8 protein-coding genes are annotated in these 12331 nt (G+C 71.8%); 1 reads left to right on the top strand and 7 read right to left on the bottom strand.

Translation table 11 applies throughout. The annotated features are described in order from the left end of the window. Nucleotides 1-73: 73 nt before the first annotated feature. The gene (locus tag ACZ7DY_RS33145) at nucleotides 74-2212 is read right to left on the bottom strand and encodes a phosphocholine-specific phospholipase C (protein WP_471142091.1); all 2139 of its coding nucleotides are present in this window, start codon (nucleotides 2210-2212) and stop codon (nucleotides 74-76) included. 211 nt (nucleotides 2213-2423) lie between these two features. Here ACZ7DY_RS33145 and ACZ7DY_RS33140 point away from each other — a divergent pair, with 211 nt between their 5' ends. Next, complete coding sequence (locus ACZ7DY_RS33140; protein ID WP_471142090.1) at nucleotides 2424-3653, top strand: SMI1/KNR4 family protein; 1230 nt, start codon at nucleotides 2424-2426, stop codon at nucleotides 3651-3653. A gap of 117 nt (nucleotides 3654-3770) precedes the next feature. Here ACZ7DY_RS33140 and gatB read toward each other — a convergent pair whose 3' ends face one another. The 6 genes from gatB to ligA form a co-directional block, all read right to left on the bottom strand. Further along, a complete protein-coding gene (gene gatB / locus ACZ7DY_RS33135; RefSeq protein WP_471142088.1) occupies nucleotides 3771-5285 on the bottom strand; it encodes an Asp-tRNA(Asn)/Glu-tRNA(Gln) amidotransferase subunit GatB in 1515 nt (504 codons plus the stop codon). A gap of 16 nt (nucleotides 5286-5301) precedes the next feature. After that, complete coding sequence (locus ACZ7DY_RS33130) at nucleotides 5302-5541, bottom strand: hypothetical protein (protein ID WP_389716788.1); 240 nt, start codon at nucleotides 5539-5541, stop codon at nucleotides 5302-5304. Further along, nucleotides 5538-7031: an Asp-tRNA(Asn)/Glu-tRNA(Gln) amidotransferase subunit GatA gene (gatA, locus tag ACZ7DY_RS33125; RefSeq protein WP_471142086.1), complete on the bottom strand. Its 1494-nt coding sequence runs from the start codon at nucleotides 7029-7031 to the stop codon at nucleotides 5538-5540. Before gatA ends, ACZ7DY_RS33130 begins: the two co-directional genes overlap by 4 nt. Nucleotides 7032-7035: 4 nt before the next feature. After that, nucleotides 7036-7332, bottom strand: a complete 297-nt coding sequence (gatC, locus tag ACZ7DY_RS33120) for an Asp-tRNA(Asn)/Glu-tRNA(Gln) amidotransferase subunit GatC (protein ID WP_010984178.1) — start codon at nucleotides 7330-7332, stop codon at nucleotides 7036-7038. 151 nt (nucleotides 7333-7483) lie between these two features. Beyond that, the gene (locus ACZ7DY_RS33115; RefSeq protein ID WP_471142084.1) at nucleotides 7484-9820 is read right to left on the bottom strand and encodes a putative bifunctional diguanylate cyclase/phosphodiesterase; all 2337 of its coding nucleotides are present in this window, start codon (nucleotides 9818-9820) and stop codon (nucleotides 7484-7486) included. A gap of 314 nt (nucleotides 9821-10134) precedes the next feature. Then, the gene (gene ligA / locus ACZ7DY_RS33110) at nucleotides 10135-12318 is read right to left on the bottom strand and encodes an NAD-dependent DNA ligase LigA (RefSeq protein ID WP_471142078.1); all 2184 of its coding nucleotides are present in this window, start codon (nucleotides 12316-12318) and stop codon (nucleotides 10135-10137) included. Between the last annotated feature and the right edge of the window lie 13 nt (nucleotides 12319-12331).

Below are 12331 nucleotides of genomic sequence, written 5' to 3'. Positions count from 1 at the left end.
GAGTGTGCGGTGGCCGCGTGCGGCGCGCGCGGGCTCCGGGCGGGGCCTCGCGCGCCGCGTGCGGCCGGGGGCGTCAGCCCGAGACGCTGGCGCGCCCGTTCTCGATGTGCCCCATGAGCCTGCGCCGGAAGGCCGGATCGCCGTCGGCGGTCACCTCGACGTCGTACCAGCCGTGCTCGCCGGTGGTGTGCCAGGCGACGGTGCGGCTGCTGCCGGGCTTGACGCGGACGGTCCGCGACCGCGACCTGATGTCGCTCTCGTCCACGTAGCCGAGCGGCTTGACGGTGAAGACGAGCGGGTGGCGGCCGCGGTTGGCCAGGGTGAGGTGGATCTCGCGGTGGGTGAGCGCGGAGGAGACCCGCGCGCCGCCGCTGCCTCCCTTGCCGCCGCCGGAGCCCTCCTTGGCACCCTCCTTGGCGCCCGCGAACTCGCGCCGGAAGCCGTTCGGCCCGGTGATGGTGAAGGCGTACGTGTCGCCGGGCACCGGCACGGTCCAGGAGCCCTTGCGCACGACGTCCTGATGCTGCGGGATGCGGAACTCCCCGGCGTACGGGTAGAGCGCGAAGTGCGCGCTGGAGCTGCCGCCGTTGCGCAGCCGCACCGTCAGGGTGCCGTCCTCGCCGGGCCACGCGTCCGCGTCGGGCTGGTAGGGCAGCGGGCGGGCGCGGCGGACGCCGGGCTCCTGGACCGGCATGGACTGCTCCAGGGGCGGCTGCGGGGCCCAGCGGCCGCTGAACGCGGGGATGGGGCCCGGCTGTTCGACGTCGGGCTGCCGGTGGCCGCGGCGGAAGTCGAAGGCGCCGGTGAGGTCGCCGGTGACCTTGCGGCGCCAGGCGCCGATGTTGGGCTCCCGCACCCCTGTCCACTTCTCCAGGAAGCGGACCACCGAGGTGTGGTCGAAGACCTCGGAGCAGACGTAACCGCCGACGGTCCACGGCGAGACGACGAGCATCGGCACCCGCACGCCGAGCCCGGTCGGCCGGCCCTCCCAGCGCTCCTCGCGCTCCTCGGGGCTGTCGCCGCCGGGCACGGGCGGCGGCACGTGGTCGAAGAAGCCGTCGTTCTCGTCGTAGTTGATGAAGACGGCGGTGCGCCGCCAGACCTCCGGGTGGGAGGCGAGGGCGTCGAGCACCTTGTAGACGATGGTGGCGCTGTGGATGGGCGAGGAGACGCTGGGGTGCTCGGAGTCGAGGGCGGAGGGCACCAGATAGGTGACCTTCGCGAGCTTGCCGGCCGCGACGTCCGCGGCGAACTCCTCGGCCAGCCTGCCGGTCGGCACGCGCCGCAGCCCGCGCTCGAAGAGCGACCGCTCGTGCCTGTTCAGCGTGGCGACGCCCTGCTCCAGGGTGGCGAGCAGCCGGGCGCGCTCGGTCTCGTCCCGGGCGTCGCGCACCTTGGCGTAGAAGGCCTCCATGTAGGTGAGGCCCGTGGGGGCGAGTGCCTTGCGGGCGATGGCCTTGAAGGTGGTGAAGAACTCGATCTGGTTGTCGGTGAAGTTCTCCCACTCGGTGTACGTCCGCCAGCTCACGCCCGCCTTCTCCAGGCGCTCGGCGTAGGTGCCCCAGCCGTATCCGGGGTGGGTGCCCTCGTCGTACGCGTCGTTGCCGACGGCCCGCCTGCCGTTCGCCTCGTACCCCGTCTTCCCGCTCCAGAGGTGGTTGCGGTTGGGGCTGGTGGAGCTGTGGATGGAGGAGTGGTAGGCGTCGCAGACGGTGAAGGTGTCGGCGAGTTCGTAGTGCAGCGGGATGTCCTCGCGCGTGTAGTACGCCATGGTGGCCGCCGTCTTGGCGGTGATCCAGCCGTCCGTCCAGCCGTCGTGCCAGGCCTTGGCGCCGCCACCCCAGGAGTGGTCGAGCGCGCCGATGTACTGGAGGTCCTTCTTCTGCGTCTCGGCGGCCTGCCGGACGGGGAAGGGCAGGACGGTGCGCAGGGCGCCCGGCTGCTCGAACACGCTCGTGCCGCCGGGGAGCCGGATGGCGTTGCGGTCGCCGAAGCCGCGCACGCCGCGCAGGGAGCCGAAGTAGTGGTCGAAGGACCGGTTCTCCTGCATCAGGATCACGACGTGCTCGATCGCGTCGAGGCCGCCGCCGCCCGGCCGCTCGTGCGCGAGTGCCTCCTGCAGCGACGGCGGCAGGAAGGAGCCCGCGGCGGCGGCGCCGAGCGCGCCCCCGCCGATCGCCATCAGACGTCTGCGCGATATCTCCGGAGTCACGTACGACCTCCCAGTAGTCCGGGCCGGTCCTCGCGGAGCCGGCCGGCAGCCAATGGTTCTCTGCTGATCCATTGGCCTCCTCGGCGGGGACGCTAGTGACGCCCGGTTTCCTTGTGAAGGCCGAGGACCGAAGTAGAGGTGAACGTCCGGGAGTTCGCCGCCGCCGTCCATCCCGGAGGGCGTTGTCAGTGCCGGATGTCACCCTCTGGTCATGGATCTCTCCACCCGCATCGCCGCCTTCACGGACCTGGTCGGACCGCCGCCCGACCCCGCCCCGCCCGTCGACTGGGCAGCCGTCGAGACCTGGCTGGAAGTACCGCTCCCCGCGGAGTACAAGGCGCTCGTGTCGGCGTACGGCCCGGTCGAGATCGGCGACCCGGCCACCGCCTCCGTCCGGCTGCACACCCCGTGCGTCAGCGCCGACGGGCGCTATGAGTACGCGTCATGGGTGGCGGAGACCCACCGGCACTCCGCGATCCGGCCGCGGATGTTCCAGCGGAGCGAGCGCGAGGAGCGCCGCTTCCTGCCCGACGAGGGCGGACTGCTCGCCTTCGCCACCACCTCGGGCGGCGACCACCTCTTCTGGGACACCTCGGTCTCGAAGGACCCGGACCTCTGGCCGGTGGTCCTCATGACGACGTCCATCGCGGTGGGCGCGGCGGAGCCCTGGGTGGCGTACGAGGTCCCCCTCATCGACCTGCTGTCCGCCGCGGTCCGCGCGGGCGTGCCGGACCCCGGCGAGCCCGGCGGCCTCCTCGGCCCCCTGGCCGCCACCGTGCGCACCTGGGCGCCACTGGCGGGAGCCGTGCCCTGGACCCCGCCGCCCCGCGGCAGTTACGTGGACGGCCCGCAGCACGCCGCGCTCACCGAGGGCGAGGGCCTTGCCGCCGTCACCGCGCTCATACCGCCCCCGCTCACCCCCCACCTGGGCGAGGCCACCTGGGAGGAGGTCTTCGAGCGGCTCGGCACCCGCCTGCCCGCCGACTTCACGGCGCTCTGCGAGCGGTACGGCGCGGGGAACTGGAGCTGGTGGATCGACATGCCCGCCCCGCTCGCCCTGACCGGCCGCTTCGGTCTCGCCGCGGGCGTCGAGGAGATGCTGGAGGGGTACGGGCGGCTGCGCGAAGCGCACCCCGAGTACTACCCGATGCCCGCCTGGCCCGAGCCCGGCGGCTTCCTGCCCGCCGTCTCGACCATCGACGGGGACCAGATCGGCTGGTGCGCCGAGGGCGACGACCCCGATCTGTGGCCCGTCGCCGTCAATCCCCGGCACGCGGACCAAGGGCCCCCGCTGGCGGCGAACTTCACCGAGACGCTGCTCGACTGGCTGCGCGGCGGCCGTCCGGCCACCGAGGGCTTCTTCTGGCTGCGCAGGGACCAGGACCCGCTGGAGCACATGTTCTTCGAGCCGTTCGCGCCCCCGCGGGCGGACGAGCACTGACCCGCCCCGCCCATACGCGCCGGGCCGGCCCTCCACCGATGCGGAGGCTCCGGATACGCCGAAGGGGGCGGCGCCCCGACCGGGTGCGCCGCCCCCTCACGCAGGGGTCCGGGACCGTCAGCCCTCGCTGACGCCCAGCTTCTCCAGGATCAGCTCCTTGACGCGGGCCGCGTCGGCCTGGCCACGGGTGGCCTTCATGACCGCGCCGACCAGCGCGCCGGCCGCCGCCACCTTGCCGCCGCGGATCTTCTCCGCGACGCCCGGGTTGCCGGCGATGGCCTCGTCGACGGCGGCCGTCAGCGCGCCCTCGTCCGAGACGACCTTCAGGCCGCGCTTCTCCACGACCTCGTCCGGGGTGCCCTCGCCCTTCAGGACACCCTCGATGACCTGGCGGGCCAGCTTGTCGTTGAGGTCGCCCGCGGTGACGAGCTCGGTCACCCGGGCGACGTGCGCCGGGGTGATGGCGAGCTCCTCCAGAGCGACGCCCGACTCGTTGGCGTGGCGCGACAGTTCGCCCATCCACCACTTGCGGGCCGACGCCGCGTCGGCGCCCGCCTCGATGGTGGCGACGATCGGCTCGACCGCGCCCGCGTTGAGGATCGACTGCATGTCGTGCTCGCTGATCCCCCACTCCTCGCGGAGGCGGTTGCGGCGCACGCGCGGCATCTCGGGCAGGCCGGCCCGCAGCTTCTCGACCCACTCGCGGGCCGGGGCGACGGGGACCAGGTCGGGCTCCGGGAAGTACCGGTAGTCCTCGGCGTTGTCCTTGATGCGGCCGGACGTCGTGGAACCGTCGTCCTCGTGGAAGTGGCGGGTCTCCTGCACGATGGTGCCGCCGGAGCTCAGGACCGCCGCGTGGCGCTGGATCTCGAAGCGCGCCGCGCGCTCCACGGAACGGAGCGAGTTGACGTTCTTCGTCTCGCTGCGCGTGCCGAACTCCCGCTGCCCGTGCGGGCGCAGCGAGAGGTTCACGTCACAGCGCATCTGGCCCTTGTCCATCCGGGCCTCGGAGACGCCGAGCGCCTTGATGAGCTCGCGCAGCTCGGCGACGTACGCCTTGGCGACCTCAGGAGCCCGCTCGCCCGCGCCCTCGATCGGCTTGGTGACGATCTCGATGAGCGGGATGCCGGCGCGGTTGTAGTCCAGGAGGGAGTGCGAGGCGCCGTGGATGCGGCCCGTCGCGCCACCGACGTGCGTGGACTTGCCGGTGTCCTCCTCCATGTGGGCGCGCTCGATCTCCACGCGGAAGACCTCGCCGTCCTCCAGCTGGACGTCCAGATAGCCGTTGAAGGCGATCGGCTCGTCGTACTGGGAGGTCTGGAAGTTCTTCGGCATGTCCGGATAGAAGTAGTTCTTCCGGGCGAAGCGGCACCACTCGGCGATCTCGCAGTTCAGCGCGAGGCCGATCTTGATCGCGGACTCGACGCCGATCTCGTTGACGACCGGCAGTGCGCCGGGCAGACCGAGACAGGTGGGGCAGGTCTGGCTGTTCGCGTCCTGCTTGAGCGTGGTCGAGCAGCCGCAGAACATCTTGGTCTTGGTGCCGAGCTCGACATGGACCTCGAGGCCCATGACGGGGTCGTACGTCGCGAGGGCTTCCTCGTACGACACCAGGTCAGAAGTGACAGTCACGGTGAAACTTTCCCTCTCAGCCCAGCAGGACGTCGTCGTCGCCGAGGCGCTTGAGCTCCCGCAGGAGCAGCGCGACGCCGGTGGCGATGGCGGCAGCGGAGACGACGGCGTCCACGAGACGGAGCGTGTCGTTCTCGTAGCGGGCCTTCTTGGCCTGCTTCAGCACGGAGACCGCGCCGAACGCGGTGGTGCCGATCGACAGGTACGTGCCGGTCTTGGACTTCTTGAAGCCCTTGGCCTTGTTCAGTGCACTCACAGCGACGGTGCCTCCTCAAGCAGCGGGTGTCCCCACTTTTCCACGAAGGCGGCCTCGACGGCGGCTCCGACCTTGTACAGCCGGTCGTCCTTCATGGCGGGGGCGATGATCTGCAGTCCGACGGGCAGGCCGTCCTCCGGCGCGAGGCCGCAGGGCAGCGACATGGCGGCGTTGCCCGCCAGGTTGGTCGGAATGGTGCACAGGTCCGCGAGGTACATCGCCATCGGGTCGTCGGCGCGCTCGCCGATCGGGAAGGCGGTGGTCGGCGTCGTCGGGGAGACGATCACGTCGACCTGCTCGAAGGCGGCCTCGAACTCGCGGGTGATGAGCGTGCGGACCTTCTGGGCGCTTCCGTAGTACGCGTCGTAGTAGCCGGAGCTCAGCGCGTACGTACCGAGGATGATGCGGCGCTTGACCTCGTCGCCGAAGCCGGCCTCGCGGGTCAGCGCGGTGACGTCCTCGGCCGAACGGGTGCCGTCGTCGCCGACGCGCAGGCCGTAGCGCATGGCGTCGAAGCGGGCGAGGTTCGAGGAGCACTCGGAGGGCGCGATCAGGTAGTACGCGGAGAGCGCCAGGTCGAAGGTGGGGCAGTCCAGCTCGACGATCTCGGCGCCGAGCTCCTTGAGGAGCTCCACGGACTCGTCGAACCGCTGGACGACACCGGCCTGGTAGCCCTCGCCGCGGAACTGCTTGACGACACCGACGCGCATGCCCTGTACGGAGCCGTTGCGCGCGGCCTCGACGACCGGCGGGACCGGGGCGTCGATGGAGGTCGAGTCGAGCTCGTCGTGGCCGGCGATGGCCTCGTGCAGCAGCGCCGCGTCGAGGACGGTGCGGGCGCAGGGGCCGCCCTGGTCCAGGGAGCTGGAGAAGGCCACCATGCCGTAGCGGGAGACGCCGCCGTAGGTCGGCTTGACGCCGACCGTGCCGGTGACGGCCGCCGGCTGGCGGATGGAGCCACCGGTGTCGGTGCCCATCGCCAGGGGGCTCTCGAAGGCGGCGAGGGCGGCGGAGGAGCCACCGCCGGAGCCGCCGGGGATGCGGGTGAGGTCCCAGGGGTTGCCGGTGGGGCCGTACGCGCTGTTCTCGGTGGAGGAGCCCATGGCGAACTCGTCCATGTTGGTCTTGCCGAGGATGACGACGTCGGCGGCCTTCAGGCGCTTGGTGACGGTCGCGTCGTACGGCGGGATCCAGCCCTCGAGGATCTTCGAGCCGACCGTGGTCGGCACGCCCTCGGTGGTGAAGATGTCCTTCAGCGCGATCGGGACGCCGGCCAGCGGGCCGAGCTTCTCGCCCCTGGCGCGCTTCTCGTCGACGGCGCGGGCCTGCGCGAGGGCGCCCTCGCGGTCGACGTGCAGGAAGGCGTGCACCTTCTCGTCGACGGCCTCGATACGGGCCAGGTGGGCCTCGGTGACCTCGACGGCGGTGAGCTCGCCGGAGGCGATCCTCGACGCGATGTCGGCGGCGGTGAGCTTGATGATGTCCGTCATGTTCTTAGTCCTCCCCCAGGATCTGCGGCACCTTGAAACGCTGCTGCTCCTGGGCCGGGGCGCCCGAAAGCGCCTGCTCGGGGGTGAGCGACGGACGGACCTCGTCCGCGCGCATGACGTTCGTCAGCGGCAGCGGGTGCGAGGTCGGCGGTACGTCTTGGTCGGCGACCTCCGAGACGCGGGCGACCGCGCCGATGATGTCGTCGAGCTGTCCGGCGAAGTGGTCGAGCTCCTCGGCCTTCAGCTCCAGACGTGCAAGGCGGGCGAGGTGGGCGACCTCCTCGCGCGTGATGCCAGGCATGCGGCGATCCTCAGGGGTGGTGAGTGTGTGGTTTGTGGCCCAATCCTATGGGGCGGGGCGGCGTGCCCGTTAAACGGTTTACTCGCCGCCGCTCCGCGGCCGTTCTCCCCGCGCCCCGCGACCGCCGGACGGCGGCCCCGGCCCCGGCCGCCTACTGGACCACGTGACCCGAAGAGTGCCCCACGTCGGAGCCCTCGGCGGAGGCCGCGGCCGCCTCCGCGGCGACGTCTGCGGGCCTGCGCCAGCCGCGGGAGCCCCGCGCCCGCAGCCATGCCGTGGTCTCCTCGGCGGGCATCGCCGCGGCGACCAGCCAGCCCTGCACCGCGTCGCAGCCGAGGTCCCGCAGCCGCTCCCACGTCTCGTCGTCCTCGACGCCCTCGGCGACGACGAGCAGCCCGAGCGAGTGGGCGAGGTCCACGGTGCAGCGGACGATCTCGGCGTCTTCGTTGTCGACGGCGAGCCGGGCGACGAAGGAGCGGTCGATCTTCAGCTCGCTGACCGGGAGGCGGCGCAGGTGGACCAGTGAGGAGTACCCCGTGCCGAAGTCGTCGAGGGACATCTTGACGCCGTGTCCGGTGAGCCCGGCCAGGGTGTCGGCGGCGCGCTGCGGGTCCTCCAGGAGGACGTGCTCGGTTATCTCCAGCTGCAGCGCCCCCGCGGGGACCCCGTGGCGGGCCAGGCGCGCCGCGACGGCTCCGGCGAAGCCGGGCGTGTGGACGTCGCGCGGTGAGACGTTGACGGCGACGGGGACCTTAAGGCCCTGCGCCTGCCACTTGGCGACCTGGCCGAGGGCGGTCTCCAGGACGTACTCGGTCAGGTGCGGCATGAGGCCGGAGGACTCGGCGATGGCGATGAACTCGTCGGGCGGCACCTTGCCGCGCTCCGGGTGCACCCACCGCACCAGCGCCTCCAGGCCCGCGACCTTTCCGTCGAAGCGGACCTTGGGCTGGTAGTGGAGCTCGACGTCGCCCGCGTCGAGGGCCCGGCGCAGGTCGCCGAGGAGGCCGAGGCGGTCGGGGGTGTTGGAGTCCCGCTTGGACTCGTACACCTCGACGCCGGTGCGGTCCCGCTTCGCCTGGTACATCGCGACGTCCGCGCGCCGCAGGAGGCCTTCCGCGTCGAGCGCGTGGTCGGGGAAGACGGCGAGGCCGGCGCTGGCCTCCAGGACGAGGGTCAGACCGTCCAGGTCGAGCGGGGAACCGAGCGCGGCGACCAGCTGGCGCGCCACGCGGGTGGCCGAGGTCGTGGAGTCGGCGATCGGCAGCAGCACGGCGAACTCGTCGCCGCCGAGGCGCGCGGCTTCCGCGCCGCGGGGCAGCGCGAGCCGCAGCCGGTCCGCTATCTGCAGCAGCAGCCGGTCGCCCGCGAGGTGGCCGAGGGTGTCGTTGACCGAACGGAAGCGGTCCATGTCGATCAGCAGCAGGGCGGCCCGCGCCCCGATCCGCTCGGCGTCGTCGAGGGCGGTCCAGGTCCGCTCCAGGAGCCACTGCCGGTTGGGCAGTCCCGTGAGGGGGTCGCGCAGCTGCTCCTCGGCGCGGGCGCGGGCGATCCAGAGGGTGGAGTCGAGGGCGACCAGCGGGATGGCGAAGAGGGGCAGCAGGATCGGCAGGGAGACGGCCACCACGCAGATCAGCGGGGCGATGCCGAGCAGCGCGACGCCGAGGAGCCCCTGCCGGACCAGGGCGGTGCGGGTGACGGTCGGCAGGGCCCCGGGGCGCGGCGCGTGGATGTACCAGAGCAGGACGCGGGTGACGGCGAGGTACGCGACGGCGACCAGGGCCACTTGGGGCGCCGTGTACAGATCCCAGGTCTCGGGGAGCCACGGCGACTCGGCGCTCGGCGAGGTGCCGAACGCGGCGAGGGCGAGGGCGCCCGCGCCGATGCCGAGGATGTCGACCGCGCCGTGCACGAGGCCCTGGCGGCGGCGGTTTCTGCGGGCGACGCCGACGAGGACGACGAGGGTGAGGCTGACCATGCCGGCGGGCACCCAGCCGTAGAGGAGGAGGACGGCGACGGTGAGGGCGCCGCCCGAGCCCGTGCCGCCCCACCAGCGGTCGCGGCCGAGGGCGACCAGATGGCCGACGATGAGGCCGGTGAGGACGGCGAGGGACCAGCCTGCGGCGCCGGACGGGAAGAGGGCGTGCCGGCCCGTGAGGGCCTGGAAGAAGCCGGTGCCGAGCAGCACGGCGGCGGCCGTGACGACCGCGGCGGGCAGCAGCGGCCAGGGGTCGCGGATGTCCTGCGCGGCGGTGGCCGCCGTGCCGGTCAGGGGCGCGGGGCTCTCCGCGGGGGGACGGGCGCCGGAGGTCCAGGCCCGCTCACGGGGTTCGACGGCGGTGGTGACCGTGCCGGATCCGCAGCCGGCCGCGGTGGTGGTGTGGGGTGCGGTGGCCGTCGCCGTGCGGCGGCCGCGCAGCCAGGCGCCCGGCGCGCGCCACAGGCGCGCGCGCAGCCGTGAGTCCGGGGCGGCGCTCTCGGTCGGTTCCATTCCCGTCCCTCTCACAGCCGGCGGTGCCCACGCCACGCGGACTCGGCCAGGAATCGGCCGCGCCCCGACATTCTTCCCCCGGCCCTCGGCGAGCGACGAGATGCACTGCTCCCGTGCTCGCGCCGGGTGGGGGATGCCCCCTTCCAAGCTCTTGATGAGCAGGAGATACCCCGTTCGCAGCGGGGCACGGCAGGCGCACACCTCAACAGTAGGCCGCAGAAGGCTTCTACGGGCAGCGGTCGACCACGGTTGCCCGAATGCGACCCGGCCACCCGTATGCATCTGGTATGCGCTGAACGGGTGGCCTTCAACCGCTACTCCTCGGTCGGAAGCGCGACTTCTTTCGCCGCGTCCGGTCCCTGTTCGAGCAGGACAACGAAGCCTTCCTCGTTGAGAACCGGAACCTTCGCTTGCATGGCCTTGTCGTACTTGGAGCCGGGGTTGTCGCCGACGACCACAAATGAGGTCTTCTTGGAAACGGAACCGGTCACCTTGGCCCCCCGGCTCTGCAGCGCCTCTTTTGCGCCATCCCGGGTGTAGTGCTCGAGCGTTCCGGTGACGACCACCGTGAGCCCTTCGAGCGGACGGGGGCCCTCGTCCTCGCCGCTCGTCTCCTCCTCCGTGCGCACCCCGGCAGCCCGCCACTTGCGCAGGATCTCCCGGTGCCACTCCTCGGCGAACCACTGTTTGAGTGAGGCGGCGATGACCGGGCCCACGCCGTCGGTCTCCGCCAGCTCCTTCTCGGTGGCCTGTTCGATCCGGTCGATGGAGCGGAACTCCCGGGCCAGCGCCTCGGCGGCCACCGGGCCGACGTGCCGGATCGAGAGGCCCGTGAGGACCCGGGCGAGCGGCCGGTCCTTGGCCGCCGCGATGTTCTCCAGCATGGCGAGGGTGTTCTTCTTCGCCTCGCCCTTCTGGTTGGCGAAGAAGGTGACGACCTTCTCCTCGCCGGTCTTGGGGTCGCGCTTGGGCAGGCCGGAGTCCTGGTCGAGGACGTACGACTTGATGGGGAGGAGCTCCTCGACCTTCAGGTCGAAGATGTCGCCCTCGTCGAGGATGGGCGGCTCGGCGGGCTCCAGGGGCCTGGTGAGCGCGGCGGCCGCGACGTATCCGAAGTTCTCGATGTCGAGGGACTTGCGGCCGGCCAGGTAGAAGAGACGTTCACGCAACTGGGCGGGGCACGTCTGGGCGTTGGGGCAGCGCAGGTCGATGTCGCCCTCCTTCATGGGGCGCAGCGCCGTGCCGCACTCGGGGCACTCGGCGGGCATCACGAACTCGCGCTCGGTGCCGTCCCGCAGGTCGACGACGGGGCCGAGGATCTCCGGGATGACGTCTCCGGCCTTGCGGATGACGACGGTGTCCCCGATGAAGACGCCCTTCTTCTTCACCACCTCCTGGTTGTGCAGGGTGGCGAACTCGACCTCGGAGCCGGCCACTGTGACGGGCTCCACCTGGGCGTACGGCGTGACGCGGCCGGTGCGGCCGACGCCGACCCTGATGTTGATGAGCTTGGTGTTGACCTCCTCGGGCGCGTACTTCCAGGCGATGGCCCAGCGGGGGGCGCGGGAGGTGGAGCCGAGCCGACCCTGGAGGGGGATCTCGTCGAGCTTGACGACGACACCGTCGATCTCGTGCTCCACGGAGTGGCGGTTCTCCCCGAAGTACGCGATGAAGTCGCGGACGCCCTGGATGCCGTCGACGACCTTGTTGTGCTTGGCGGTGGGCAGGCCCCACTCGTGCAGCAGGTCGTAGGCGTGGCTGAGGCAGTCGATGTCGAAGCCCTCGCGGGCGCCGATGCCGTGCACCACCATGTGCAGCGGGCGGGTCGCGGTGACGCGCGGGTCCTTCTGGCGCAGCGAACCGGCCGCGGCGTTGCGCGGGTTGGCGAAGGGCTTGTCGCCCGCCTCGACCAGGCGGGCGTTGAGCTCCTCGAACTTCTCCATGGGGAAGAAGACCTCGCCGCGGATCTCCACCAGGGCCGGGACGCGGTCGCCCTTGAGGCGCTGGGGGATGTCCGCGATGGTGCGGACGTTCGGAGTGATGTCCTCGCCGGTGCGGCCGTCGCCGCGGGTGGCGGCGCGGGTCAGCCTGCCGTCCTCGTACGTGAGGTTGACGGCGAGGCCGTCGACCTTCAGCTCGCACAGGAAGTGGAAGTCCGGGGAGCCGACCTCCTTGGCGACGCGGTCGGCCCAGGTGTCGAGCTCCGCGTCGTCGAAGGCGTTGTCGAGGGAGAGCATGCGCTCGCGGTGCTCGACCGCCGTGAACTCCGTCTCGTACGAACCGGAGACCTTCTGGGTGGGCGAGTCCGGCGTCCGCAGCTCCGGATACTCCTCCTCCAGGGCTTCGAGGGAACGCAGCAGCTTGTCGAACTCGGCGTCGCTGACGACCGGCTGGTCCTTCACGTAGTACCGGAAGCGGTGCTCCTCGATCTGTTCGGCCAGCTGGGCATGGCGATCGCGTGCCTCGGCGGGCACAGAGCCTTGCTGTTCGACAGCCACCGTTTCGTCCTCC

It is taken from the genome of Streptomyces sp. NPDC037013 (genome assembly GCF_055607265.1).
Note: the sequence above shows the minus strand (reverse complement) of the source record. Positions and strands in the feature narration are given on the sequence as shown.